Origin of the sequence: Nocardioides sp. LS1 (assembly GCF_003865225.1) — a bacterium.
Lineage (GTDB): Bacteria > Actinomycetota > Actinomycetes > Propionibacteriales > Nocardioidaceae > Nocardioides > Nocardioides ginsengisegetis.
In genome coordinates this window covers 303,972-330,404 of sequence record NZ_BIFF01000005.1, presented here as the reverse complement: position 1 = coordinate 330,404, position 26,433 = coordinate 303,972, and the positions used below count along the sequence as shown (strand labels likewise).

Here is a 26,433-nt window from a genome sequence, read left to right as displayed (position 1 = left end):
AGATCCGGACGCTTTAGCCATCACCAGTTCCGACAGTGCATGAGGTGTGATGGCTAGTGAGCACTCTGGTGAGGCCGGTCTCTCGACGCGTGCCATCGAGCCGGTCATCGGCGTATCACATATGTCGGTATTGCGTGACCTCTCCGTGGCCGTAGCTGGAACGGGCCAACGAGATCCTCAAGACCTCTGCGGCGTTTTTCGCTCAGGCGGAGCTCGACCGCCGACTCAAGTGATCGTCGACTACATCGAGGCCTACAGGTCTCGATTCGGCGTCGAGCCGATCTGTGCCGTGTTGTCCGAGCACGGTGTCTCGATCGCCCCTTCCACCTACTACGAGCGCCGTCGCCGGTCGGTCACCGTCGCCGAGCTCGAGGAGGCTTACCTGGTCAACGCGTTGGTCACCCTGCATGCCGAGAACTGGGGCGTCTACGGCGCCCGCAAGCTCCACAAGGCCGCCCGCCATGCCGGGACCGATGTCGGTCGGGACCAGGTCGCCCGGCTGATGGGCATCGCAGGGATCAGCGGCGCGGTCCGTGGCCGGCACCGCACCACCACCACGCGGCGCGACACGACCGCCGCGCGGCATCCCGACCTGGTCCAACGCGGCTGGGACGTCCCGGCCGGGACCGACCAGCTGTGGGTGGCCGACTTCTCCTATGTGTGGACCCTGACCGGGTTCTGCTACGTCGCCTTCATCGTCGACGTGTTCTCCCGCCGCGTACTCGGCTGGCGGGTCAGCGGCTCAAAGGAGACCCGGCTGGTCCTCGACGCGTTCCGCCAGGCCCTCGACGTGCGGCAGCGCCACCACATCGGCCACACCGAGTGGACCGCGACCGGGTTGGTGCACCACTCCGATGCCGGGAGTCAATACACGTCCGTGGCGTTCACCGCCGAGCTGATCGAGGCCGCCATCGCCGGGTCGATCGGCACCGTCGGCGACGCACTGGACAACGCCCTGTGCGAGTCGGCGATCGGACTGTTCAAGACCGAGGCCATCAACGACGGCGGACCGACCTGAAAGGACCGCTCCGCCGTGGAGTGGCAAGTCGCCCGATGGGTCCACTGGTACAACACCACCCGGCTGCACTCCTCGATCGGCTACCTGCCACCGATCAAGTTCGAAACACTTCACCGGCAGGCTAATGCGACGACCCCCGACCCGGGGATCGCCAAACAACCGACACTCCGATGAATCCAGGGCGGTTCAGTCTTCATCGCATCAGCCGCATCCCTCCTCGGCCTGAATCTTCAGCAGGTCGCTGTGTCATCCGACCAGCTTCCACGTCTCAGACCTCCGAAACGGTCGCGCACGTGGGAGGTCCTGGCTCGGTGTCGGACCGCGCGACGGTCGCACCTTCGCCGGCGAGTGCTCCTGGAGTACGAGCGGCCCCATCCCTCGTCGAGCGGAGACGGGTCACTCCCGGGTCGCCCCATCGTCGAGGGGAAAGATGTCGCCGTCTGGGTCGAGGGCAGGCCGGGCAGAGAACAGGTCCCGCGTGACGTCAGTGACGGCGTCACGGGCGGACCAATCGGCGTCAGCGGGTGCCGTGCATGATCAGGCTCATCGCCTCGTTGCGGGTCGCGGCGTTGTGCATGCTGCCGCGGATCGCCGAGGTGATGGTGCGCGCACCGGCCTTCTTCACGCCGCGCATCGTCATGCAGAAATGCTCGGCCTCGATCACCACGATCACGCCGCGGGCCTCGAGGATCCGCATCAGTGCGTCGGCGATCTGCGTCGTCAGCCGCTCCTGGACCTGCGGGCGCTTGGCGTAGACGTCGACCAGGCGGGCGAGCTTGGAGAGGCCGGTGATCTTGCCGCTCTCGGCCGGGATGTAGCCGACGTGCGCGACGCCGGTGAACGGCACCAGGTGGTGCTCGCACATCGACCAGAGCTCGATGTCGCGCACCAGGACCATCTCGTCGTGGCCGAGGTCGAAGGTCGTGGTGTGTACGTCCTCGGGCCGGCTGCGGAGGCCCGCGGTCAGCTCGGCGTACGCGCGGGCGACGCGAGCCGGGGTCTCGAGCAGGCCCTCGCGCTCGGGGTCCTCGCCGATCGCGATGAGCAACTCGCGGACGGCAGCCTCGGCACGCTCCTGGTCGAACGCAGGGACCGCCGCCGGGTCCCGTTCGGGTGCGTGATTGATTTCGACCGGCGCATCCGTCGATGTGATCTGGGTGGGCGACCCGGTCTGGGGTGCTGCGAGCCTGGTCATGTCAGTGTCCTTCGATCGTCAGTTCACGTTCCAGGTGTCGCCGGCGTTGAGCAGCTTCGTGAGCCGGTCGGTCGACGTGCCGTCGACCTTGGCCTTAGCGTCGTCGACCTGCGCCCGGGCGAGGTCGTCGTAGGTCGGTCGCTCGACCTGGCGGAAGATCCCGATGGGCGACTGGTTGAGGTAGCCCGAGTCGGTGAGCCGGCTGATCGCGAAGGCCGTGGACGGGTCGGGGTTGTGGGCGTCGTGGACCAGCAGCTCGCCCTCACCGACGTCGCTGGTCGCGACGATCCTCACCCCACCGGTCTCGGGGTCGCGGACCAGGCCCTTGGAGCCCTCCACTCCGAACCGGATCGGTTCGCCCTGCACCAGCGGGATGATCGCGTCGGCCTTGGTGTCGTTGTTCTTGATCGCGTCGAACGCGCCGTCGTTGAAGATCGGGCAGTTCTGGTAGATCTCGACGAACGAGGTGCCGCGGTGGGCGGCGGCCGCGGAGAGCACCGAGGTGAGGTGCTTGCGGTCGGAGTCGATGGTGCGGGCCACGAACGACCCTTCGGCGCCCAGGGCGAGCGAGACCGGGTTGAAGGGGTGGTCGAGTGAGCCCATGGGGGTGGACTTGGTGACCTTGCCGGTCTCGGAGGTGGGGGAGTACTGGCCCTTGGTGAGGCCGTAGATCCGGTTGTTGAACAGCAGGATCGTCATGTTCACGTTGCGGCGCAGCGCGTGGATCAGGTGGTTGCCGCCGATCGAGAGCGCGTCGCCGTCACCGGTGACGACCCAGACCGAGAGGTCCTCGCGGGAGGTGGCGATGCCGGTCGCGATCGACGGCGCACGCCCGTGGATCGAGTGCATCCCGTAGGTGTCGAGGTAGTAGGGGAAGCGGCTCGAGCAGCCGATCCCGGAGACGAAGACGATGTTCTCCCGGCGCAGGCCCAGCTGGGGCAGGAAGCCCTGGACCGCCTTGAGCACGGCGTAGTCGCCGCAGCCGGGGCACCAGCGGACCTCCTGGTCGGAGGTGAACTCTTTGGCGGTCTGCGGTCCGTCGGTTGCCGGCACCGACTCGGTGCCGGTTCGCAGCGACGGCGTGCTCAGATCGATGGCGCTCATGCCTGGACTCCTTCGGGGACCGGTCGGCTGGTGACGTCGGGGTGGTCATGGTCGGCGACGTGGGTCCCAGAGGCTCGCCCGGGGGAGCCTCTGCTGGTGAAGAGGTCGGCGTTGATGCGGGTGAATTCCACGTCTTCGGCGGGGCAGGCGGGTTCGCAGGCTCCGCAGTCGACGCATTCGTCGGGATGGATGTAGAGCATGCGCTTGCCCTCGTAAATGCAGTCGGTGGGGCACTCGTCGATGCAGGCGCGGTCCTTGACGTCCACGCAGGCTGAGGCGATCACGTAGGTCATCAGAGCCACCCCTCCGCGGGGCTGGCCTCGTGGTCGGCCGGAGGGTTTAGTCCGTGTTCGCCGAGGTCAACGTCGATGCCCTCGGCCTGACCGACGAGCTGGCCGACGGCGTCGGCGAGCTCGGCAGCCTTCAGTGGGAGGCCGTACACATGGTTGTAGCCGATCGCGTCGACGAGGTACTCGGCGCGCAGCATCTTGGAGAGCTGGCCGAGGTTCATCTCGGGGACGAGGACCTTGTCGTAGCGCTTGAGGATGGCGCCGAGGTTGCTCGGGAATGGGTTGAGGTGGCGCAGGTGGGTCTGCGCGACGTGGAAGCCGGCGCGGCGGACGCGGCGGCAGGCCGCGCCGATGGGTCCGTACGTCGAGCCCCAGCCGATCACCAGCACCCTTGCCTCGCCGCTCGGATCGTCGACCTCGAGCGGCGGCAGCGACTTGGCGATCGCCTCGATCTTCGCCTGGCGGATCCGGACCATGAAGTCGTGGTTGGCCGGGTCGTAGGAGATGTTGCCGGTGCCGTCCTGCTTCTCTAGGCCGCCGATGCGGTGTTCCAGCCCCGGGGTCCCGGGGATCGCCCACGGGCGGGCCAGCGTCTCGGGATCCCGAGCATATGGCTGGAACGGCTGGCTCCCCCGGCTGGCGGGATGAGGGCGGTGTGAAGCCAGCGAGCCGCTGTCTTCGGGAGGGTCCGCGCCGGCCGGGGGTGTCTGAGAGGCGTCGAGCGCAGGGGCCGGCTCGAACGCGGGGTCGATGACCGGGAGGTCGTCGACGGAGGGAATTAGCCAGGGCTCGGAGCCGTTGGCGAGGTAGCCGTCGGAGAGCAGCATCACCGGCGTGCGGTAGGTGATCGCGATCCTGGCTGCCTCCACCGCCGCCGCGAAGCAGTCGCCGGGCGACTGTGGTGCGACGATCGGCACGGGTGCCTCGCCGTTGCGGCCGTACATGGCCTGGAGCAGGTCGGCCTGCTCGGTCTTGGTCGGCAGACCGGTCGAGGGCCCGCCGCGCTGCACGTCGATCACCAGCAGCGGCAGTTCGGTCATCACGGCCAGGCCGATCGCCTCGGACTTCAGGCAGATGCCCGGGCCAGATGTCGTCGTCACGCCGAGGGATCCGGCGAAGGCCGCGCCGATCGCCGCGCCGATGCCGGCGATCTCGTCCTCGGCCTGGAGCGTGGTCACGCCGAACGACTTGTGCTTGCTGAGCTCGTGCAGGATGTCGGAGGCCGGGGTTATCGGGTAGGACCCCAAGAACACCGGCAGCCCGGACCGTACGCCGGCAGCGATCAGGCCGTAGGACAGCGCCAGGTTGCCGGTGATGTTGCGGTAGGCGCCCGCCGGCAGCTGGGCAGGCTTGACCTCGTAGCGGACGACGAACGTCTCGGTGGTCTCGCCGAAGTTCCAGCCTGCCTTGAAGGCCGTCAGGTTCGCGCCGAGGATGTCGGGTGACTTCTTGAACTTGTTCTCCAAGAACTTCGTGGTCGGTTCGGTCGGGCGGCCGTACATCCACGACAGCAGGCCGAGCGCGAACATGTTCTTCGCCCGCGCCGCGTCCTTGCGGGACAGCCCGAACTCCGCCACGGCTGCGACCGTCATGCCGGTCAGGTCGACGGTGTGGACCTGGAAGTCGCTGAGCGGGTCGTTCGCGTCACCCAGGAAGTCCAACGGGTTGGAGTCGTAGCCGGCCTTGTCCAGGTTGCGCTTGGTGAAGTCGTGGCTGTCGACGATGATCGCCGCGCCTTTAGGCATGTCGCCCACGTTGGCCTTCAGTGCGGCCGGGTTCATCGCCACCAGTACGTCCGGCCGGTCGCCGGCCGTCAGGATGTCGTGGTCGGCGAAGTGTACCTGGAACGACGAGACGCCGGGCAGGGTGCCGTGAGGAGCGCGGATCTCGGCGGGAAAGTTCGGCAGGGTCACCAAGTCGTTGCCGAACACGGCCGACTCCTGCGTGAACCGGTCACCGGTCAGCTGCATGCCATCACCGGAGTCACCGGCGAACCGGATGATCACCCGATCCAGCTGCTTGACTTGGTTAGGCATGTTGCGCTCCCGTTCGCATCATATGCGGCTCACCTCGCAAATGCGGGTTGACTGGTGGTGCACTCGGTCATACAGTCAGTATACGGAAGGTTTTGTTGTTGTCGAGGCGGCGGCGCTGACTAGCGCGAGACGGAGGAGTGTGTGATGTCCGGTTCGGATTCTGAGTCGGTAGTAATTGTGTCCGGTGATAGTCACTGCGGGCCGCGGGCGGAGGATCTGCGACCGTACTTCGAGGCGAAGTTCCTGCCGGCGTTTGATGAGTTCATCGCGGAGCAGCAGAAGGCCGAAAACGCCTACACGGTCTTCTCCCCGACGGAGGGTCGTATGCGGCGGCAGGATCTGAACAGTCGGACCGAGGGGCACTACGATCCGCATGCTCGGATCCGCGACATGGATCGCGATGGAATCGCGGTGCAGGTGATCTTCCACGGCAGCCAGAACGATCAACCGTTCCCTCTGGGTCACCGGGGTACATCAGATGTTCGTACGGTCATCCCTGCTAACGAGTTGGAGAACGCTGCGGCGGGGATGCGTGCCTTCAACCGATGGCTCGCGGACTTCTGCTCGGTAGAGCCGGAGCGTCACATTGGTCTGGTGCATCTGCCGATGTGGGACATCGAGGAGTCGGTCAAGCAGTTGCAGTGGGGTGCAGACCATGGTCTGCGTGGGGTGAACTTTCCCTCGCCGAGGCAGTGGCTGACCGAGTACGACGACCCGGCGTGGGCCCCGTTTTGGGCGTGCGCCCAGGCCAACAAGATGCACCTGAACACCCACTCCGGTGGGGTGGGCGCGCCGGGGATCTACGGCGACCCGGAGAAGATGAACCTGCCCCGGGCCGGTGCGATCCAGCAGTTGGAGATGGACAGCTGGCCGTACCGTCGCGGGATGGGTCGGATGATCTTCGGTGAGGTGTTCGAGCGCTACCCGGACCTGAAGCTGCTGCTGACCGAGGGGCGCGGCGTGTGGTGGGAGAACGCGGTGCGTGAGTTGGACCAGGCATGGGAGGACGCCACGCCGGAGCTGCAGGCCCTGGTGCCGAAGCTGCCGAACCAGTACGTGCAGTCCAACGTGTTCTTCGGTGTGAGCTTCATGGCAAACTTCGAGGCGCAGACGGCCGTGGAGCAGGGGTTCGACAAGATGCTGATCTGGGGCAGTGACTACCCGCACCGCGAGGGCACGTGGGCCTTCCCGGACCCAGAGATCGAGAACGAGCCGATCCGGTCCCAGCTCGCAATCCGTGACGCGATGACCGGAATCCCCGAGGAGTCCGTCCGCAAGATGATGTACGGCAACGGCGTGCGTGCCTTCGACCTCGACCTGGACGTCCTGCAGGCGGTCGCGAACCGGATCAAGGCGCCCACCATCACCGAGCTGATGACTCCCCTCTCCGATGACGAGAAGAAGTGGGCCGAGCAGTTCAAAGACCCCGAGCACGACTTCACGTTCGCGTTTCGTCCCGCCGGCGCCTGGGTCCGACCCAACGTCCTTACGTGACCAACCCAGCCAGCAGGCGGGCAAGCTCCGCTGCCTTCGATTACATCATCGTCGGCAGCGGGGCAGCGGGCTCGATCCTCGCCGATCGTCTGAGCCGAGACTCCAGCGCGAGTGTCCTTGTCCTGGAGGCGGGAGGATCGGATCGTAGCCCGTTGCACCGGGTGCCCAAGGGCTTTTTCTACACCATGGGTAGCAAGCGTTACACCAAGGTGTTCGAGGCGGAGCCGGATGCCTCCGGCTACGTCGCGTCCCTGCCTCGCGGCCGCGTCCTCGGCGGTTCGACGACCATTAATGGGATGTTTTGGAACCGAGGGTGGGCGTCGGCCTACGAAGCCTGGCAGCGCAGCGGTATCCAGGGCTGGAGCTGGGATCGGTTCCTCGTAGCCTTCAAGGCGCTGGAGGATCATGAGCTCGGCGAAAGCCCCGCTCGAGGCAGCGGGGGGCCTGTCCCCGTGAGCGTCGCTCGGCCGCCGGATCCGGTGAGCGATACCTTCATCGCGGCGCTCGGCAAGCACGGCATTGCCATGACCGATGACATGAACGACTCTGACGAGGAGCGCGTTGCCTACGCGAGCGCAAACGTCGGAAGCGGTCTCCGTGTCAGCGCATCCCAAGCGTTTCTCCGGCCCGCTCGACGCCGACCGAACGTCACGGTTCTGACCCGGGCCGAGGTGGATCGCGTCACCTTCGACGGGTCGGCGGCTACCGGTGTGGAGGTGACACGTCGCGGGAAGAAACTCCGTTTCAGGGCTCATCGAGAGGTCCTGGTCTGTGCCGGTGGACTGGACAGCCCGCTGCTCCTTGAGCGCAGTGGCGTAGGTGATCCAGACATCCTGAAGGCGGCGGGTGTCCCGGTCGTCGTTCCCTCGCCGAGCGTCGGCGAGAACCTCAATGATCACGGTTGTGGCCTGATCTTCCAGGTTAAGCTGAAGGGTGAGTCCGGTCTGAACGCCACGGTCTCTAGCATGTTCGGGAAAGGTTGGACCGGGTTCAAGTACCTCTTTACTCGGGAGGGTTTGGTCTCCTACGGGGCATACAACGTGGCAGCGATGTACAAGTCGGACGCGAACTCGCCGCACCCCGACACGCAGGCGTTCTTCACGCCTCTGTCGGCCACTGCCGTTCATCCGAGGACCGGCAGGATGATCGTGGACGAATTCCCTGGCGCGATGCTCAACGCGTACATGATGTATCCGACAAGCAGGGGGTCGATCCACATCACCGGCTCGGGCATCAAGGATAAGCCGCGCTTGATTCCCAACCACCTCACGACCGAGCACGACAGGGCTCTCTTGCCCAAGGTCTACGAGAAGGCGCGCGAACTGCTGGCAACTGAACCCTTCGCTGGACTCGTCGAGGCAGAGGTCGTGCCGGGACATCCGCTTGGTTGCGAGGAGATCTTTCAGTACTGCCTTACCAAGGCGGTCGGCTACCACTCGATCGGGGGTTGCGCGATCGGTGGTACCGAGGACAGCGTCGTCGACGATCGGTTGCGCGTCCGGGGCACCACCAAGCTCCGCGTTGTCGATGCCTCGGTATTTCCCACCCAGCCGGGCGGGAACAACAACGCGCCGACCCAAGCGATGGCTTGGATCGCGGCGGACATCATCATGGAAGACCATCGCTGATGACGCACTCGCACGATCGGCCGCCCACTCAGGTGGTCGACTCCGACAGACCCGCAGACTTCATGGACGCAGAGCTCGGTCGCCCGCTCGAAGGCATTCGCGTGATCGAGCTAGGGAACTACATCGCCGCACCGACAGCAGGTCGCCTGTTGGCGGACTTCGGTGCCGAGGTGATCAAGGTGGAACGGCCCCGAACCGGTGATGAGCTGCGCAACTGGCGCCTGTACGCCGGCCACACGTCGCTCCTTTACCGCACGATCAACCGGGGGAAGAAGTCGATCGCGCTCGACCTGCGGACCGAGGCCGGGCGTGACACCGTGCTCGAACTCGTCGAGCGATCGGACGTTCTGCTCGAGAACTTTCGTCCCGGGACGCTGGACGGTTGGGGCCTGGGTGCAGCGCGGTTGCAGGCCGTCAATCCGGAGCTAGTCGTGGCCCGGGTCTCCGCGTTCGGTCAGACCGGTCCCTTGTCGAGCCGCCCAGGATTTGCAGCCGTTGCCGAGGCGTACGGCGGCCTGCGTGCGCTCGTCGGTGAGGCCGACCGGCCACCTTCGAGGACAGGCGTCTCGATCGGAGACTCGATCGCAGGACTCTACGCAGCTTTCGGCGTGGTGATGGCGCTGTTCCAGCGTGACTCACGACGCGCGGCCGGAGAGCCACGTCTGGGCCCCTGCGAGCAGCATGTCGACGTCGCCTTGCACGAGGCCGTCTTTTCCATGATGGAGTCGCTGATCCCCGATCGGTCCGCCTACGGAGTCAATCGCGAACGAGTCGGTGGTCGCATGGAAGGGATCGCACCGACCAACGCGTACGCGTGCGCTGACGGATCAAGCGTGGTCATCGCGGCCAACGGTGACTCGATCTTCCGCCGCTGCATGCAGGTCATCGGGCGAACGGACCTGGGGGAGAATCCTGGGCTGCAGACGAATACTGAGCGGTGGAAGCACCGAGACCTCCTCGACTCCGCGATCGGCGCGTGGACAGAGAGTTGCACTCGAGCCGAAGCTCTAGCCGAGCTCGACCGAGCCGGCGTCCCCGCGGGCCCGATCCTCGAAGCTGCAGATATCATCGACGATCCTCATTATCGTGCACGCGGAATGATCCAAACCCTTCCCGTGGATACCGGCAGCGGCATCGAGGCTGTTGACTTCCCCGGCATCGTCCCCCTTCTGGGATGTCGTTCGTTGCAGGTCCGATCGGTGGGGCCGGACCTCGGGGAGCACACTGAGTCTGTGTTGCGCAGCGTCCTGGGAAAGACGACTGCGCAGATTGAGCGGGTGTTCGAGGAAGGTGTTCACGCGTGACCCAGGAACCGGTACAGAGCGCCGCGATCCGAGACGTTACCGTGCGCGACGGCCTCCAGCTCACTGGAAAGTCGCTCACGACAGAGCGCAAGGTCGAAGTCATCCGATCACTGTTTGCGCTCGGCGTCACCGAGATCGAGATCGGCTCCATGGCCCGACCTGATCTGATTCCGCAGCTCGCCGATAGTCTCGAAGTAGCCGCAGCGCTCACTCCGGCGGAGTTGGCCAGCAGTTGGATGTGGGTCGCTACTCCACAGCACGTACGGAAAGCAGCGGCCGTGGGAGTCGTCAACTTCCAGTACGTGGTCTCGGTGTCGGGCAGTCACAATCAGGCAAACGTCGCGCGCACAACCGACGTGAGCATGGATGGCCTGCCTGAGGCAATCGAGGTTGCGAAGTCCGTAGGTGGCGTCATGCAACTCGGACTGGCGACTGCTTTCACCTGCCCGTTCGAAGGTGTGATTGACCCCGACCGTGTGCTCGAGATCATCAACGATCCGCGCACCGAAGGCCTCGACGAGGTCGTCCTCTGCGACACGCTCGGCCAAGCACGACCGTCAGAGGTGTCTAGCCTTGTGCGCAAGGTCCGTGAGCTGAGTCCGGTACGGCGGATCGGCTACCACGGACATGACACCTGGGGCATGGGCGTAGCGAATACCCTGGCTGCCGTCGCCGCGGGAGCGACCATGGTCGACAGCGCGCTGGGGGGACTCGGCGGATGCCCCTTCGCACCCGGCGCGAGTGGAAACGCAGCGACCGAGGACGTGTCATACGCCTTGGAACCGGAGTGGTTGGACCCGGCTTCGTTCGCCACCATGGTCCGGCTGTCCCAGCGCCTCCTGGCGGAGCTGGGTGAACCCAACCGCTCACGGGCGGTCGACGGTTCTCGAAGTACCGCCTGTGCCTTTCCTTGGGTGCTGGCGGATAGCCAGCGGTAGTCCAGGGCCGAGCCACGGATGGTCGCCAAGAAGTAATGGTGGGACGACTAGGCATCGCCACCGGGGTGACGTCCCATGAGGTGGTGTTCGTCGTGTTGACGATGACGTACGCGGACACCGTGCCGCGTTCAGTGAGACCTAGCGATAGCACTCACGGAAGGACCTGAAGCACGATGGCCCTGCACAATCCTGCCCAACTCGAGGTGCTGGAAGCCATGCAGGCTGGGGCGTCGAGGACCGGGTCCGCACGGCGGCCCAGACGATCTACCAGGCGTTGATCGCTGCCGAGCTCACTGCGGTGATCGGCGCCGGCCACTGGGAACGCACCGTGGACCGCACTGCGCAGGGCAACGGCAGCCGTCCGCGGACGCTCACGACGTCCACGGGCGACTTGGAGCTGCGGATCCCGAAGCTGGCGGCCGGGTCGACCGGGCGCTGTTCGCGGTGATCATGGACGTCTACCGGCACGGGGCCTCCACGAGGAAGGTCGACCACTCGGTCAAGGCGCTGGGTGCCGACACCGGGTCCGAGGGCCGCGAACCGTGTCGGCTGTCGGGTAGCTCGAGGGGGTCTCTCGCATTCTCGAAACGGACGCTGGGTCCCTCAGGTCGCCGATGTAGAGGTGCGCGGCAGCCAGGACGGCCTCAGTGATTCAAAGGCAGCGATGTCGGCCTCGTTCGCGAGTGTCGCTGCAATGTCGTCCACCCCCTCCAGCAGTCGATGGCGCGTGTGGTCGTCGACCTCGAACGGCGCGGTCAGCCCGTCAATGGCGACGGTCCGGTTCTGCAGGTCGACGCTGATCTGTGTCGTAGGCGCACTCTCGATGGCGCCCCAGAGAAGCTCCACCACGCTCTCAGACACCTGCGCTGCCAGCAGGCCTGACTTGCCCGCATTGCTCTTGAAGATGTCGGCGAATCTACTGGACAGGACCACCCTGTATCCGGAGTCCATCAGAGCCCACACCGCATGCTCTCGCGACGATCCCGTGCCGAAGTCCTGGCCCGCGACGAGGATGCTGGCGCCTCGAAACTCTGGTCTGTTTGCGACGAAGTCCGGGTCGTCGCGCCAGGCCGCGAACAGACCATCCTCGTAGCCGGTCCGGGTAACTCGCTTCATGTAAGAAGCTGGGATGATCTGGTCCGTATCGACGTTGCTGCGACGGAGGGCGAGCCCGGTTCCGACGTGGTGCGTGAACCTGTCCATCTGGTTCTCCTTCCAATTTTAAAGAGATGACTGGGGTGGCCCATCACCCTTCGAACGTTCTTGGAGATGCGCCACCGACGGTTCGCGCGGCGGAACACCCAGCGGTTCAGGGCGTGGCTCTGATATCCGACCTCGGGTGCGAAGTTGCCGTGATGGCACGCGTAGATGATGGAGTTGCTGATGATGAGCGCCGTCTCGTGGTCGTTCAGCCTGAAGACCGACGGCTGCCCGTCGGTGCTGGCACCTGCCCATGAGTCGCTCGTGCCTAGGCGCGGTGGCGGCCAGGTGCAGCTCGTCGTGGCTGGTGACTCGGCCGGACTCCACCGGCCAGTCGACCTTGGTCGGGTGGCCTGCCATCGGACTCAGTGTGTCCTCGAGGCAGGCGGAGTCGTTGTAGAAGTTGAATTCCATGAGCCCGTCCTCGGTGAACAGCTCCACGCATCCGCGGGCGAGACCGAAGTTGGCGTAGAAGCCGTAAGAGCGAGTAGTTCTCGGCAGTCACGCCAAGCCTCCAGAGCGTAGTTTCTCCGCTCGACGCCGTCGCTTGCGGCCTCGTGCGGGCTTGCCTCAGGCATCGCGGTACACGCCGTTCAATTGTCCATCGGCGCGCCCCATCTTCAGTTGTACGTTGTGCGAGCCCGCGAAGTGGCGTGCGCGACGCGCGTGACGTTGCGTGCGGCTCTGGCAGTTGGGAATCTATGGGTCTGATGAGCGGTCAGGCTCTGGCACGGTGCTCAGCATCGCCTCGCGCCATTCGGTAGGGGTCAACGGTTGGGGAAGGCGGTCGTCGCCGCAGATCTCGAGCCGTATCGTTGGGCCGACGGCGTCGCATCCTCGGTGCATCAAGTTCTCCTCCGTCTCGCACCTCCGTGGAGGTCGGAAAGCGCCCAGAGCCGATGTGCGCGGCGTGCCTCGTGTTCGCTCACATTACTCAGTGGGCGGAGGAAAATCTGGGTAGCGTCCGGAAAGTGGACATGCCTCCGTGTCCCATCGAGCGTTCGCGTGCATCTCGTCAGTTGTCGCCGACGCACGGTGTCTCGAGCGCCAGGGCGCAGCCGCGCGCGAACGCCCCTATGGAGATCGAGTGCGGCGGCTGGTGCATCGCCGAAGCGTGGCTAGGCCGATCTTCGGCGAGGTGTTCACGCGGTGCCCGGGCCTCAAGCTGGCGCCGACCGAGCACAAGGGCGGAAGGAATCGGTAGCGCGGGCAGATGTGCGAGCCGACCACGATGCCCGGCTCGCCAGCGCTGCGAAGGGGCGATACCTGGCAACCCTTGAACTGGGCTACAACCGGGTGATACACTGTCCGTGTACTGATTAATTCTGACGTCGCGAAAGCGGTTCGCCGCGGGCCCATACCGCCCGCGGTGAGCATGCAGGGCCGGTGGTCGCGTTGCAGCGGCTCGAGGTGTCGGTTGGAGCTCTGATTGTGAGGTTGAAGATGAATGTCGAGATCGACGAGGAGATGTGCGTCGGTGCCGGTCAGTGCGTCCTGACGGCCCCGTTGGTCTTCGATCAGCGAGAAGAGGACGGGATCGCGATCCTCGTAGAGGACCCTCCGAAGTCGGAACGAGAGAACGTCGAGGAAGCGGTCAGCCGCTGCCCGTCACGGGCGATCCGGATGACCGACTGACCCGAGAAACAGGGTCCCGCGCCGGGCAACATCCGTATCCGGAGCATCCGGCGCTGGTGGAGCCATGTGCTCCTACGAGTGCCCGCCACGACACCGCGGACGCGATCTCGGCGCTGGTGTCGCCCCAAACGATCGGAGAACTCGAATGTCCGACCCTGCCACGATCGACTTCTCTCTCCTGGTGCTCAGGGGGATTGTGGGTGTGGTGTTCCTCGCCCATGGCTACAACCACGTATGGGGAGGTGGCAAGATCGCGGGCACGGCTCGATGGTTCGACAGCCTGGGCATGCGGCCGGGGCTGGTGCACGCCTGGGTGGCGAGCATGACCGAGCTCGGGGTGGGAGCCCTCCTTCTCGCCGGGCTGCTGATACCGCTGGCCGCGGCCGGCGTGGTGGGGGTCATGGTGGTGGCGCTCGTCACCAACCATCTGCGCAACGGGTTCTTCATCTTCCGTCCGGGCGAGGGATACGAGTACGTCCTCACCCTCATCCTGGTAGCCGTTGCGCTCGGAGGCCTCGGGGCAGGGAGCTGGTCGCTGGACGCCGCACTGGACATCGACTTCTCGGGCTGGACGGGACTCCTGGTCGCCGTTATTTGTGGTGGCGGGGGCGCCGCCGTCCTGCTCGCGCTGTGCTGGCGGCCCGCACGCATTCCGGTGACAGCACCTTGATCGCTGCCCGACGCTGGGTGGCCACCCGCCCTGGCGGACTCGAGCACTTCTCGCTCGAGCAGTACGACGTCCCCGTCCCCGAGGTTGGCGAGGTGACCATCGAGGTACGAGCGGCCGGTGTCAACCCGGCCGACCACAAGCACGCGGCAGGTGGCAACGCCTCTGAATTCCCCAAGCCGATCGGCTACGAGGTCGCTGGCGTGCTTGCCGCGATTCCCTCCCGAACCCAGATCGCCTCCGGTGGCGGTACGGTCGGGCAGGAGGTGCTCGCCTTCAGAGTCGCCGGCGGGTGGTCATCGCATGTGACCGTGCGGGCATCTGACGTCTTCGCCAAGCCCGACAACCTGTCCTTCGCCGAGGCCGCCAACCTGCTTCTTGCCGGGACGACGGCGTCCGAGATGTTGCACGTCACCGGCGTCTCGAGCGGAGAGACGATCGTCGTGCACGGCGGTTCGGGAGCTGTGGGTGTCGCCGTGCTCCAGCTAGCGCGGCGCATGGGTGTACGGGTCGTGGCCACATGCGGTCAGCACAGCTTCGAGCGCGTTCGTGGCTTCGGTGCCGAGCCGGTCCGGTACGGCGATGGCTTGGTCGCGCGCCTCCAGGCAGCTGCTCCGGAAGGTATCGCCGCGTCGCTCGACTGCGTAGGCACGGACGAAGCGGTGAGCGCATCGACGGCGGTGGTCGCTGATCGCGGTCGCATCGTTACGATCGCCTCGGCTCATCGGGCAACGACGGAAGGGTTCCATGCCCTCGCGGGATCGAACCCGGTGAGCGCGACCTATCGCAATGGTGTGCGCTCCCGGCTCATCGAGGCGGCGGCAGCCGGTGAGATCGAGGTGCCGGTCGCGCGGACCTTCCCGCTCGAGGCCGCCCCGGATGCGCTCCGGGTGCTCCTGGGACTGCACCCCGGGGGCAAGCTCGCGCTGGTGACCTGACTAGCGTGCGGCCGGCTCAGGTGACCGTCCATGGGTCGCCGCCGCCGATGAGCGCCGCGAGACGATCGGAGGGCTCGCTGGGGGCGGGGTACTGGGCGGTCGTGATTTGCGCCCGGGCCTGGTCGTCGTACGACGGCCGCGCCACCTGGCGGAGGATGCCGATCGTCGCCTGGTGCAGGTAGTCGGCCGCGGTGAGACGGGAGATCGCGAACGCCGTGGTCGCGTCGGGGTTGGGGGCGTCATGGACGAGGGTCGCGTCCTCTCCGACTTCGGCGACCGCAGCGATCTTCACGCCACCGGGCCCCCGGGGCCGAGACCACGGATCACGCCCTTGGACCCACGCCCGAACTGTCGGTGCCGCCGAAGCGGATCGGCTCGCCGTGGGTCAGCGGGATGATCGCGTCAGCCTTGCTGTCGTTGTTCTTGATGGCGTCGAAGGCGCCGTCGTTGATCGGGCAGTTCTGGTAGATCTCGACGAACGAGGTGCCGCGGTGGGCGGCGGCCGCGGACAGGACCGGCGTGAAGTGCTTGCGGTCGCTGTCGATGGTGCGGGACACGACAGTGCCCTCGGCACCGAGCGCGAGGGACACCGGGTTGAAGGGGTGGCCTAGGGAGCCCATGGGGGGACTCGGTGATCTTGCCGGTCTCGCTGGTGGGGGAGTACCGGCCCCTGGTGAGGCCGTAGATGCGGTTGTTGAACAGCATGATGGTCATGTTGACGTTGCGGCGCCGCGCGTGGATCAGGTGGTTGCCGCCGATCGAGAGCGCGTCGCCGTCGCCGGTGACCACCGACATCGAGAGGTCCTCCCGCGCAGTGGCGATCCCGGTCGCGATCGAGGGGGCGCCGTGGTTGGAGCGCATCCCGTAGGTGTCCAGGTAGTAGGGGAACCGGCTGGAGCAGCCGGTTCCCGGACACGAACACGATGATCTTCCGGCGCAGTCCTAGGGTGGGCAAGAACGGCTGCACGGCCGTGAGCACCGCATAGTCATCACATCCCGGGCACCAGCGCACCTCCTGGTCGGAGGTGACTCCTTGCCGGCGTGCGGCCCGTCCGCAGGGTCGTGACGGCGCACCAGGTCAGGGCAGGTGCGGCCCGGGTCGAGCGTCGGGACGGGGAAGGTCGACGGTGGCGGTCATGCCTGCCCCGCGCGGCGGACCGGGAGGGGGGTGATCTCGCGGTGGTCGCGGTCGGTCAGGTCCACGGCCGCGGCGCCTCCGGGCGACCCGATCTCGGCGAAGAACTCCGCGTTGAACCGCGTGAAGTCTGCGTCCTCGGCCGGGACGTCGTCCTCGTAGAAGATCGCCTCCTCGGGGCACACCGGCTCGCACGCACCACAGTCCACGCACTCCTCGGGCTGGATGTAGAGCATCCGAGCACCGGCATAGATGCAGTCGACCGGGCACTCGTCCACGCAGGCGCGGTCCTGGACGTCGAGGCAGCCCGAGGCGATCACGTAAGTCATAGCGCAGTCCTCATCGGATCCTTCACTGGTTCTTCACTGGTTTCGGCAGGTGCTGACGATGATGGCGGTATCGATGACCGGTTCGACTGAGCGCGCCTGCCATGCCCGTCTGGAAATCCTCAGCATACGGAAGAAAATAGGTGTTAGGTCAGCCACAGTCAAGTTGCCCGCCATCGCGTCGCGGGGCGTACGAGTTGCTGGCGGCACCTGAATCCAGGTTCGACCAAGTGTCGGCGCGCTGGTCTCCATATTCCTCTCGTATCGACAGCCACCCAGCCCTCAGGTCTCTCTTGCTCCGCCAGCGGGGAGCGTCGGCAACGCTACGGAGGTACGACGTCAATTGGCGTCCATCACATCGGAATCCTCAATGACCCAAGTTGACGGAGGGCGGGGGCCAGCACCTCGGAACGTCGGCGTAGGGAAAGGCGCCCTGGCTGCGTGCTCGGTCGTCGCGACCTCGTCGGTTCGGCCGATCGCCGACTATGAGTGCCACGAGGGCGCCGGTGCAGTCCTTGCCATGTGTGCAATTCACGATCGCAGGAAGGGTGCCTGGAGCCGCGACCGCGTTTCCCGTGGACGGCCGAGGCGCGCCCGCGATCGCCGAGCACGAGAGCGAACGCGCCGCGGATGGTCTCACGTGTGCGGTTGGGAGGTGGTGGTTCCGAATCTCGACCGCGCGACGACCTGGCGATCGCCCATGGAGTCGGGAGCCTTCGTCCTTCCGTGACGGCGCCACGAGCCCGCGTTGGTCTTCGGCAGGGGCAAGGCGGCCTTCAAGGGTCAGGACGTCGGCGTGGTGGACGACGCCGTCGTCGTGATGAAACGAACTCCAAATCTGCCTGTTCGGAGCCGAACTGCCTGAGGAGCCTCTAGGCGGGCCGTGACGAGTTTGCGGATGAGTCAAGAGCGTGCGGGTCAGCGGAGATCATCGCCGTGGAAGGCGCGTCCTTGTCGACACGAGCGGCCTGCGGAGCTGACATCGGTCTCGTGCGGCCAAGCGCGGAAGTTGAACTCGGCCCCTACCCGCCATTACGCCCAGAGGAGACGCCCAGGGCATTGCGAACGTTGTTAGATGTCGATGCCTCTCGATGCTTCGAAATGAGTGTCCCGAGGATGCGCAGGAGCGACTTCCGATCGCTCTCCGGCATCGAGGTGAGCAAGGTCTCGTTGATCTTGTACGCGCCAAGTACTGCGCCTGCATGCACAGCCTTGCCCTCCGGAGTCAGCGACACCAAGTTCCGACGTCCGTCGACGGTGTCACGCGTGCGCCTCACCAACCCTCGCTCGGCCAGCCGCGTCACGATGTTCGCCAGGGTGGATCGGTCGAGGGAGGCAAGTCCTCCGAGCTCGGTCTGGTCGAGCGGTTCGTTGTGGGCAAGATTGTGAAGCACGGCGAACTGCGGTGACGTGAGGCCTCCCACGTCGTCAGACGAGTTCCACAACGCAAAGTGGACCTGTTGCGACACCCTGATTAGGTATCCCACCTGGTCGACCAACTCGAAGTCGAACTCGCCGCTGTTGTTCTGCGTTTCGTTTGCCATTTCGCCTCATCAGCTGGGTTGGTCCTTGCGACAAGCATAAACGCAGCAGACTGAGGATCTACCCAGCGTCGAGGTGACTCGCCGGGGGGGCAATGCAGATCTTGCCCTTGGTCTACGGGCGGCGAGGTCGCTTCGGAGTGATGCCGAGCAAGCAGGTGCCCATCGCCACCCCGTATCTCTGTCCTCTTCCCAGTCCGGACGCGAGTGGCGCCGCGGTAGGCGTTGCCCTGATCGATCCCGACGAACCGCCAGCCGCCCCCGTCGGGGACGTTGCCGAGCTTGGTCACGTCGACGTGGATCAGGTCCCTGGGGCGCTCGCGTTCGTAGTGCTTGGCCGGCTCGCCAGTGACCCGGTCCATGCAGGTCGGCCGGTTGAGTCGGGTCTTCGTGTGCTGGCTGTGTCGGGCCAGGACCGATCCAGCATCCCGACCGGCCCTTCGGCCCGGTAGTGCCGAGCCCAATTGCTGGCAGTGCGCCAAGAGACGTTGAAAACTCAGCTGCTCGGCGGGCGACCAGCCGTCCTCGACGATCAACCGGGCCGGACGGAGCGTCGGCTCGCAAGCGACAGAGTGATGGCGGTGCCCGACGGTGGTGTGGAACCCCCGCGACCGACTGAAAGCAGCGGCGGGCAGAGGTTGCATTGTTCAGTACACGTAGTATCCTGTGCCGCACAACCTTGGATGTCTTGCCTGAGAGGAAGGCCTGGACGTGACGTGCACGAGCGCACTCGTCAGTGCTGAGTCTGCATTTGGAGTGCTTCGGTTACCGCGGACGATCCTTGTCGGGGCCGGGCAACGTCGAAGTGTGGGTATGTTGGCGCGGGACTTCGGCAAGGCAGCCCTCATCTGCACCGACTCCCGGTTGGCAAAGTCCGACGTGATCGCAGAGATCGTGAGCGACCTACAGTCCGAGGGGCTTTCCACTGAGGTCTTCAGTGACACCGAACCCGAACTGCCGCTATCGGGGATCAGCTCATGTGTCGACCGCCTACGTGGGCGTCACTTCGATGTCGTAATAGGCGTTGGTGGCGGCAGTTGTATTGACATGGCGAAAGTCGTCGCGTTGATGCTGACTCACGGCGGCTCCCCACGCGACTACTTCGGAGAATTCGCGGTTCCTGGGCCGGTCATGCCAATCATCGCCGTGCCAACGACTTCGGGCACAGGCTCCGAGGCGACGGCGATCGCGGTCGTCGGAGACCTCGAGCGAGGCATGAAGATGGGTATCTCTAGTCCCTACATGATCCCAGTTGCCGCAGTCTGCGACCCAACCCTCACGCTGAGCTGCCCTTCCTCGCTAACGTCTGCGACGGGAGCGGACGCACTCGTCCACCTCGTCGAGTCATACACGGCAGTCGTGCGTGAACGCACAACTCAGCTGCCGCATGAGCGCGTCTTCATTGGAGCAAGTCCACTTACCGGTTCTATCGCGCTCGAAGGCGTTCGTCTGGTCGGCCGAAGTTTGGTTGCCGCCTATCGCGAACCGGGAAACCTCGCCGCTCGGGGAGACATGATGCTCGCGGCACTTTACGGTGGGATCTCCCTAAGTAATGCCGGCACTGCGGCTGCACACGCCCTCCAGTATCCGATCGGGGCTCTCACCCACACGTCGCACGGTCTTGGGGTCGGCCTACTCCTTCCTTACGTCATGCGTTACAACTTCCCAGCGATTCAACCTCAACTGGCCCGGATCGCCGAGACCCTCGGCTGCGACACGGTTGGCGCTGACGTTCCGGACGCAGCGCGAGAAGCTGTCTTGGCCATAGACCAGATTCTCGCGGACATTGACATCCCGCCCACCCTTGCAGACATTGGTGTGCAAGAGGATGACTTGCCAAGAATCGCGGAACTGTCACTAAACTCAAAACGCCTGATTGACAACAATCCCGTCAAGCTGGATATCGACGGGCTCTACGAAATTGTTCGTGCCGCGTTTGTCGGCGATTACTCATTCCGTGGCTAACTTGAAGCGAGGAAAAATGGAGACTGCCGTTGACCGCACCGTGTTGACGATCGACGAGCTAGCAGTGCCAAGCGGCCTATTCATCGGCGGTCGCTGGGTGAATGGCAGCGACTTCGGAACAGTCGGAGTGTTTAACCCGTCGGATGGCTCCCTCCTCACCGAGGTCGCGGACGCGACCCCTGCCGACGGAGCGCGCGCGGTAGGTGCGGCTTCAGAAGCTCTCCCAGCCTGGGCCGCAACTGCACCTCGGACTCGCTCCGAGATTCTTCGCCGATGCTTCGAACTCATGACCCAACGCGGTGAGCAGCTCGCCCGGCTCATCTCCCTCGAGAACGGCAAGGCGATTCACGACGCGCGTTCCGAGGTCGCGTATGCCGCCGAATTTTTCCGTTGGTACGCTGAGGAAGCAGTGCGCTTGATCGGCCAGATCTCGACTGCACCCTCGGGCGCGAACAGAATTGTCGTCGAGCGTCAACCGATTGGTGTGTGTGCGCTCATTACACCGTGGAACTTCCCGGCCGCGATGGCTACGCGCAAACTCGCACCTGCACTCGCGGCCGGATGCACCGCTATCCTCAAGCCAGCAACTTTGACACCGCTCACTTCCTTGGTCATTGCCGACATCATGACGCAAGCCGGGGTTCCGCCGGGCGTGGTCAATGTCCTCACGACGAGCCGTACCGGTGAGGTGATGGACGTTGTCCTGGCCGACCCTCGGGTGCGAAAGCTCTCCTTCACGGGTTCGACTGAGGTCGGGCGGCACCTTCTCAGACGAGCAGCCGACCAAGTTCTCAGCTGCTCCATGGAGCTTGGTGGCAATGCACCCTTCGTGGTCTTTGAGGATGCAGATCTCGACCTCGCAGTCGATGGCGCCATGGTCGCCAAGATGCGCAACGGTGGACAGGCCTGCACGGCAGCCAACCGCATCTACGTTCACCGCGATGTACACGATCTGTTCGCCGAGCGTCTGACCCGACGCATGAGTGCCCTGCGTGTCGGCGCCGCCGTAGACGCTGACACGCAACTCGGCCCGCTCGTGGACGAAGCGAGCGTCGTCAAGATTGAAGACCTGGTCCGGGACGCCGTTGGGCGTGGTGCGACCGTTACGGTCGGCGGCTCGAGAATCGACTCGCCAGGGCACTTCTACGCTCCAACGGTCGTGACTGAAGTGCCCTCGGACGCGCGTATGGTCACTGAGGAGATCTTTGGTCCGGTTGCATCGATCATCCCGTTCGATACTGACGAAGAGGCGATCGCTGCGGCGAACTCCACCGAGTACGGACTTGCCGCGTACGTCTTCACCGAAGACTTGCGACGCGGACTGCGAGTGGCTGGCCGCATCGAAAGTGGAATGGTTGCGGTCAATCGAGGGCTCGTCTCTGATCCGGCTGCGCCGTTCGGTGGCGTCAAGCAGAGTGGGCTTGGCCGGGAAGGCGCCCACGAAGGGATGCTGGAGTTCACGGAGACGAAGTACATCGCGGTCGACTGGTGAAGGCGCACTGCAGAAGGCAGAATCGAACTCCCAGGAGACTGCGTGCTCATTCCGGTTGAGACCGTCAGGTCGAAAGCAACCGACGTGCTGGTCCGCGCCGGTGTTTCTCATCAGAACGCTCACAGCTTGGTTCGGTTCCTGCTAGAGGCCGAGCTGCGTGGCTTTCCGTCACACGGCTTGCTGCGTCTTCCACGGGTAGTCGAACGGCTGCGAAACGGAGTCCTCGATGGCCGCACAAAAGGTAAGCACACGTGGGACAGATCTGCTCACCTGGCTGTTGACGGGGAGCGGGGGATCGGTCCGGTCGTCGCAGAGCATGCTCTGTCTGCGATCTCTGCGCGCGCCAAAGTCACGGGAGTCGCAATTGCGACTATCTCCAACAGCAACCATATTGGCATGCTCGCGCTGTACGCAGAGGAGATCGCTCACGCTGGCCAAGTTCTCATCGGGCTCACCACCAGCGAGGCGCTCGTGCACCCATGGGGTGGACGGCTCGCAATGGTGGGAACCAATCCCATCACTATTGGAGTTCCAGCCGAGCCACAGCCATTCGTGCTGGATATGGCCACAAGCCTAGTAGCTATGGGGAAGATCCACGACTACGCCCATCGCGGTCAGCCGCTGCCGGATGGATGGGCAGTCGATGCGCAGGGAAACCCAACGAATGATGCAGATGCTGCGCGGGAGGGTGCAATCGCACCTTTCGGCGGTGCGAAGGGATATGCCCTCGGCCTCGCCTTCGAAGCGCTCGTCGCGAGCCTCACCGACAGCGCGACCGGACGAGCCGTGGTGGGCACCCTAGATTCAACGCAAGTGTGCAACAAGGGTGATGTCTTCATCGTGGCCCAACCCACCACTTCCCCGCGAGTGGTTTCTGAATACCTGGACGCAATTCGTGCAACTCCGCCGACAGATCCGGCCGCACCGGTGAGGGTGCCCGGCGACCGTTCCCGGCGACACCACGAGATGAGCCAGCATGGTCTGGACCTCCCAGACGGGGTGTGGCGCGAGATCTGCGCTCTGGACGGCTGACTGCTCCTCGACGTCAAAGGGCGGTCCGCGGGATACTCGTGCCGCCTTCCGCTGCCAAGTTCCTCTTGGACCGCGTCCCTGCTCTTGGCCGGCTGAACGTAGCGGTCGATCGAGTCCGCGCCCACCTTCTGCAGCACCTTGACCGCCTCGGCGGAGTACTTCGGCGCCCGCTGCCGGGGGCGCTGTTGGGCGACTGCCCGGCCGGCGCCCTCGGTGGCCCCTGCGCGGCCGCGACCAGCCGCCGTCGCGCGGCCATCCCGCGACTGCCACGACCTCGTCCAGGACGCGGCCCTTCTCCGTCTTCGAGCCCCCGCGTACGCCTTCGCGTCGGTGAACGCTCCGCAGGCCCGGCACGATCCCTACACGCCCCGGCACAACGGCAAGGTGGAGCGATACCCGCGGATCCTTGCCAACGAGCTGGTCTACGCCCGCCCCTGGCGCAACGAAGCCCATCGCTGCGACTCGATCGCTACCTGGAACCTGCACTCCAACCATGATCGGCCCCACAGCGCCGCCGGCGACAAGCCCTCGGCCTCACGCCTTCGCACCAGCGTCATCAGCAACCACCGTCAGCGGGCAGTTCTCGTGAGTCTCGTCGCGCTCTTGACCTGAGATCGCCATCACACCTAGTCTCTCAATAACTCTGTACGCGGATGAAATTTCAACAGGAGGCGTCGATGTGATCGCTGAAGGGCGCATGATGGTGAACAAGGCAGAAGTCGATGGCGTGGCACTCGCGCGGGGAGACCGAGCTATGCGCTTGCTGGCTGCGGTCAACCGGGACCCGGCAGAGTTCGGGGCACCGGAGGAGTTTCGCATCGACCGCGCGCGGAACCAGCACCTGACCTTTGGTGCCAAGATTCAACGATGTGTTGGCGTCCCCTTGGCGCGGCTGGAGATGCGCGCGACCCTCGAGGAGGTCCTGCGTCGCACGCCCAAGATCCGCGTCGAGTACCTAGAGGCGATGCGTCTCAAGTTCGCGACCACCCATTCCACGCTCACGTCGGTGCCAGCGACATGGGCCTGAGCATGGCGGCTCGCTCAGGCGAGTTCCTGTTGGGCGGTGATATGCCGGTTCACCGGCTCGGCTTTGGGACCGTGCAGCTCAGCGGGCCTGGCGGTTGGGGCGACCCAAAGGACCCGGACGAGGCCGTTCGCGTCCTTCGCCGCGCCGTGGATCTGGGAGTCACGTTTTTCGACACCGCCGACGCCTACGGTCCGTTTGTCGTGGAGCAGCTGATCAGGAAGGCGCTTCATCCTTACCCTCCCGATCTCGTGGTCGGCACAAAGGTGGGCTTCACACGACAAGGGCCCGAACTGGCTGTCGCCTGCGGACGGCCCGAGTACCTTCGCCAGCAGGTGGAACTCAGCCTGCGTCACCTAGCGGTGGAGCGACTCGATCTGCTGCAACTACACCGGGTCGACCCATTGGTTCCGTTCGAGGACCAGGTCGGGGAGTTGAAGAACCTGCAGGTCGAGGGGAAGATCCGACACCTAGGTCTGAGTGAGGTAAGCGTTACCCAGATCGAGCAAGCGCGCCTGATTGCTGACATTGTCTCGGTGCAGAACCTCTACAACCTGGCCAACCGCAGCGCCGAGGACGTTCTGGAGTACTGCTCCAAAGTTGGTCTTGCGTTCATCCCCTGGTTCCCCCTGGCGACGGGCGCTCTGTGCGCGCCGAATGGACCGCTGACGTCGGTCTCGAATCGTACTGGTCACACACCTTCACAGATCGCTATCGCCTGGCTGTTGCGGCGATCTTCGGCGATGCTGCCCATCCCGGGTACCTCGTCCTGCGCTCACCTCGAGGAGAACCTCGCCGCTGCCCAGATCGAGCTCACCGACGAGGACTTTGTGGAGCTCCGTGCCGCGGTTTGACCGCCCATGTCCGTGAAGGCACATTGGGTAATTATCTGTATACTGAGGAAAGGCGTGGCGTAGCAGGTCCTTTGGGGACGTGGTTACACGCTGGAAAGGTAGACATGTTCGCTGAGAACGTAGAAGACGCGCCGTCGCGAGGGCCTGATGAAAGGGTGCGAGACCTTGAGGACCGGTTCGCGATTTGCGAACTCAAGACGCGCTACTTCCGAGCTGTGGATAGCCACGACTGGTCACTGCTTGAGTCACTCTTTGTACCGGATGCAACGTTCTCCACGGGCGGCGCTCCGCACTCTGGGGCTGCGCGGTGGACCGAGCACGTGAGCAAATTCATGGGGGACACCTGGTCGGCGCATCACGGGCACACGCCGGAGATCTCGCTGGACGGGGATGTCGCTTCTGCTATCTGGCCCATGGTGGGTTACCTCCTCCGCCATAGTGGCAGCGGCTACGCCCAGTATGGGCACTACGCGGAGACCTACCAGCGCACCTCGGATGGCTGGCGCATCTCGAGCCTGGCGGTGCGTCACCAGCGCGAAGAACATGATCTGAGCTCAATCGCTCCCTAGGTCGACACGTCCTGGGCGCGCAAACATGACTTCAGGGAAGGAAACGTACGACGTGATTGTGATCCTGACTGTCCACCCTCAGTGCCATGCATGGCCAGAGGTGGCAGCATGACGTTAGCGGGCAAGGTCGCATTTATCACGGGTGCCGCTCGCGGTCAGGGAAGGAGTCATGCGGTCCGGCTAGCCCAGGATGGCGCAGCCATCATTGCGGTGGACGTATGCGCCGACATCGACGCCGTCCCTTATAAGTTGGGCACGTCACAGGACCTCGACGATACGGCGGAAGCCGTAAGAGCCGCGGGCGGCCGCATCCACACCGCTGTCGCCGACGTTCGTGACGAGATCGCGCTCCGCAGGGCCTATGCCGAAGGTGTTGCTGAACTCGGGGTACCCACGATTGTCATCGCCAACGCTGGTGTCGCAGTTCTGTCCCTCGACACGCACCCTGATGAGTGGTCGACAACGATCGACATAAATCTCACCGGTGTCTACAACACAGTCCAGGTCGCGGTGCCCGCGATGATTGGGCTCGGGCAAGGTGGATCCATCGTTATTGTGAGCTCCACTGCCGGTTTGAGCGGTGTCGCGGGCAACTCACCAGGCGGATTGGGCTACACAGCTAGCAAGCACGGAGTCGTCGGTCTGATGCGTGCCTACGCCAACTACCTCGCGCCGCACTGGATCCGCGTCAACACGGTCCACCCGACCGCGGTGTCCACCGGCATGATCGAAAATGAGGCCGTGCAGACTTTCGTTCAGAGCAGCCCCTCGATGCATGGGATGGGCAACGCTCTTCCTATCGGCAGGCTCGAGCCCGAGGACATTTCCGACAGTGTTGCGTGGCTCGTATCGGACGCTGCGCGCTACGTGACAGGTGTCGCACTTCCCGTCGACGCGGGGTTTACCAACAACAAGTGAGTACACCGACCTGTGCAGGATCGACGGGCTGAACCGGTGGATCCAATGTGCGCGGGGGGCGGTTTTGCGCACCCAAACGGGTCAAGACCCAGCCGGTGTGGACGTCGGTGAGGTTGACCGGCCGGGCGAA

At 65.0% G+C, this 26,433-nt stretch carries 21 protein-coding genes, 4 pseudogenes and 1 other annotated feature; of the genes and pseudogenes, 17 read left to right on the top strand and 8 right to left on the bottom strand.

Features of this window, described 5'->3' with window-relative positions; translation table 11 throughout:
- Window positions 1-155 precede the first annotated feature (155 nt).
- A pseudogene (locus EJF31_RS15760) lies at window positions 156-1,192 on the top strand (IS3 family transposase); the annotation flags it as partial.
- Window positions 191-322: a sequence feature (AL1L pseudoknot), on the top strand. It overlaps the preceding pseudogene by 132 nt.
- A gap of 343 nt (window positions 1,193-1,535) precedes the next feature.
- Here the strand turns inward: EJF31_RS15760 and folE are convergent.
- The 4 genes from folE to EJF31_RS15735 are packed head-to-tail and all read right to left on the bottom strand — an operon-like array spanning window position 1,536 to window position 5,643.
- Window positions 1,536-2,213, bottom strand: coding sequence for a GTP cyclohydrolase I FolE (gene folE, locus EJF31_RS15750; protein WP_125038079.1), 678 nt, complete (start codon window positions 2,211-2,213; stop codon window positions 1,536-1,538).
- Between the two features lie 18 nt (window positions 2,214-2,231).
- The gene (locus EJF31_RS15745; RefSeq protein ID WP_125038078.1) at window positions 2,232-3,317 is read right to left on the bottom strand and encodes a 2-oxoacid:ferredoxin oxidoreductase subunit beta; all 1,086 of its coding nucleotides are present in this window, start codon (window positions 3,315-3,317) and stop codon (window positions 2,232-2,234) included.
- Entirely contained in the window at window positions 3,314-3,610 is a 297-nt protein-coding gene (locus EJF31_RS15740) for a ferredoxin family protein (protein WP_125038077.1), read from the bottom strand. The genes EJF31_RS15745 and EJF31_RS15740 overlap by 4 nt, the downstream gene beginning before the upstream one ends.
- Window positions 3,610-5,643 carry a 2-oxoacid:acceptor oxidoreductase subunit alpha gene (locus tag EJF31_RS15735; RefSeq protein ID WP_125038076.1) on the bottom strand — a complete coding sequence of 678 codons (2,034 nt, stop codon included), beginning with the start codon at window positions 5,641-5,643 and terminating at the stop codon, window positions 3,610-3,612. Before EJF31_RS15735 ends, EJF31_RS15740 begins: the two co-directional genes overlap by 1 nt.
- A 144-nt stretch (window positions 5,644-5,787) precedes the next feature.
- Between EJF31_RS15735 and EJF31_RS15730 the strand changes: the two genes are divergently transcribed.
- From EJF31_RS15730 to EJF31_RS15710, 5 genes and pseudogenes are all read left to right on the top strand, one after another.
- Entirely contained in the window at window positions 5,788-7,137 is a 1,350-nt protein-coding gene (locus EJF31_RS15730) for an amidohydrolase family protein (RefSeq protein ID WP_125038075.1), read from the top strand.
- Window positions 7,134-8,765: a GMC family oxidoreductase gene (locus EJF31_RS15725; protein ID WP_185736312.1), complete on the top strand. Its 1,632-nt coding sequence runs from the start codon at window positions 7,134-7,136 to the stop codon at window positions 8,763-8,765. Before EJF31_RS15730 ends, EJF31_RS15725 begins: the two co-directional genes overlap by 4 nt.
- Window positions 8,765-10,069, top strand: a complete 1,305-nt coding sequence (locus EJF31_RS15720; RefSeq protein WP_221767604.1) for a CaiB/BaiF CoA-transferase family protein — start codon at window positions 8,765-8,767, stop codon at window positions 10,067-10,069. Before EJF31_RS15725 ends, EJF31_RS15720 begins: the two co-directional genes overlap by 1 nt.
- Window positions 10,066-11,007: a hydroxymethylglutaryl-CoA lyase gene (locus EJF31_RS15715; RefSeq protein WP_125038073.1), complete on the top strand. Its 942-nt coding sequence runs from the start codon at window positions 10,066-10,068 to the stop codon at window positions 11,005-11,007. The genes EJF31_RS15720 and EJF31_RS15715 overlap by 4 nt, the downstream gene beginning before the upstream one ends.
- Window positions 11,008-11,180: 173 nt before the next feature.
- Window positions 11,181-11,559 (top strand): annotated as a pseudogene (locus EJF31_RS15710) (transposase); the annotation flags it as partial.
- 51 nt (window positions 11,560-11,610) lie between these two features.
- On the opposite strand, the gene leuD reads toward EJF31_RS15710, so the two are convergent.
- Window positions 11,611-12,210 (bottom strand): 3-isopropylmalate dehydratase small subunit, encoded by a 600-nt coding sequence (gene leuD / locus EJF31_RS15705; protein WP_125038072.1) that lies wholly within the window; start codon window positions 12,208-12,210, stop codon window positions 11,611-11,613.
- 1,383 nt (window positions 12,211-13,593) lie between these two features.
- Here leuD and EJF31_RS15700 point away from each other — a divergent pair.
- From EJF31_RS15700 to EJF31_RS15690, 3 genes are all read left to right on the top strand, one after another.
- The gene (locus tag EJF31_RS15700) at window positions 13,594-13,842 is read left to right on the top strand and encodes a ferredoxin (protein WP_260430901.1); all 249 of its coding nucleotides are present in this window, start codon (window positions 13,594-13,596) and stop codon (window positions 13,840-13,842) included.
- Between the two features lie 145 nt (window positions 13,843-13,987).
- Window positions 13,988-14,512, top strand: a complete 525-nt coding sequence (locus tag EJF31_RS15695; RefSeq protein ID WP_125038071.1) for a DoxX family protein — start codon at window positions 13,988-13,990, stop codon at window positions 14,510-14,512.
- A 92-nt stretch (window positions 14,513-14,604) separates the two neighbouring features.
- Window positions 14,605-15,447: an NADP-dependent oxidoreductase gene (locus EJF31_RS15690; protein WP_260430900.1), complete on the top strand. Its 843-nt coding sequence runs from the start codon at window positions 14,605-14,607 to the stop codon at window positions 15,445-15,447.
- A gap of 16 nt (window positions 15,448-15,463) precedes the next feature.
- Here the strand turns inward: EJF31_RS15690 and EJF31_RS22585 are convergent.
- The 3 genes and pseudogenes from EJF31_RS22585 to EJF31_RS15675 all read right to left on the bottom strand — a co-directional run.
- Window positions 15,464-16,510, bottom strand: a pseudogene (locus EJF31_RS22585) (2-oxoacid:ferredoxin oxidoreductase subunit beta); the annotation flags it as partial.
- Window positions 16,511-16,581: 71 nt separating this feature from the next.
- Complete coding sequence (gene fdxA, locus EJF31_RS15680; protein ID WP_125038070.1) at window positions 16,582-16,911, bottom strand: ferredoxin; 330 nt, start codon at window positions 16,909-16,911, stop codon at window positions 16,582-16,584.
- Between the two features lie 1,019 nt (window positions 16,912-17,930).
- The gene (locus EJF31_RS15675; protein ID WP_125038069.1) at window positions 17,931-18,452 is read right to left on the bottom strand and encodes a MarR family winged helix-turn-helix transcriptional regulator; all 522 of its coding nucleotides are present in this window, start codon (window positions 18,450-18,452) and stop codon (window positions 17,931-17,933) included.
- A 708-nt stretch (window positions 18,453-19,160) separates the two neighbouring features.
- Here EJF31_RS15675 and EJF31_RS15670 point away from each other — a divergent pair.
- The 8 genes and pseudogenes from EJF31_RS15670 to EJF31_RS15635 all read left to right on the top strand — a co-directional run bounded on the left by EJF31_RS15670 (window position 19,161) and on the right by EJF31_RS15635 (window position 26,303).
- Complete coding sequence (locus EJF31_RS15670; protein WP_307718979.1) at window positions 19,161-20,414, top strand: iron-containing alcohol dehydrogenase; 1,254 nt, start codon at window positions 19,161-19,163, stop codon at window positions 20,412-20,414.
- Window positions 20,415-20,430: 16 nt separating this feature from the next.
- Window positions 20,431-21,906, top strand: a complete 1,476-nt coding sequence (locus EJF31_RS15665; protein WP_125038445.1) for an NAD-dependent succinate-semialdehyde dehydrogenase — start codon at window positions 20,431-20,433, stop codon at window positions 21,904-21,906.
- Window positions 21,907-21,948: 42 nt separating this feature from the next.
- Window positions 21,949-22,938, top strand: a complete 990-nt coding sequence (locus tag EJF31_RS15660) for an Ldh family oxidoreductase (protein ID WP_125038067.1) — start codon at window positions 21,949-21,951, stop codon at window positions 22,936-22,938.
- 327 nt (window positions 22,939-23,265) lie between these two features.
- Window positions 23,266-23,550, top strand: a pseudogene (locus tag EJF31_RS15655) (integrase core domain-containing protein); the annotation flags it as partial.
- Between the two features lie 67 nt (window positions 23,551-23,617).
- Complete coding sequence (locus EJF31_RS15650; RefSeq protein WP_125038065.1) at window positions 23,618-23,965, top strand: cytochrome P450; 348 nt, start codon at window positions 23,618-23,620, stop codon at window positions 23,963-23,965.
- Window positions 23,956-24,816 (top strand): aldo/keto reductase, encoded by an 861-nt coding sequence (locus EJF31_RS15645; protein ID WP_125038064.1) that lies wholly within the window; start codon window positions 23,956-23,958, stop codon window positions 24,814-24,816. The genes EJF31_RS15650 and EJF31_RS15645 overlap by 10 nt, the downstream gene beginning before the upstream one ends.
- A 104-nt stretch (window positions 24,817-24,920) precedes the next feature.
- Window positions 24,921-25,385 carry a nuclear transport factor 2 family protein gene (locus EJF31_RS15640; RefSeq protein WP_125038063.1) on the top strand — a complete coding sequence of 155 codons (465 nt, stop codon included), beginning with the start codon at window positions 24,921-24,923 and terminating at the stop codon, window positions 25,383-25,385.
- A 108-nt stretch (window positions 25,386-25,493) separates the two neighbouring features.
- Window positions 25,494-26,303, top strand: coding sequence for a mycofactocin-coupled SDR family oxidoreductase (locus tag EJF31_RS15635; RefSeq protein ID WP_125038062.1), 810 nt, complete (start codon window positions 25,494-25,496; stop codon window positions 26,301-26,303).
- Window positions 26,304-26,433: the final 130 nt, after the last annotated feature.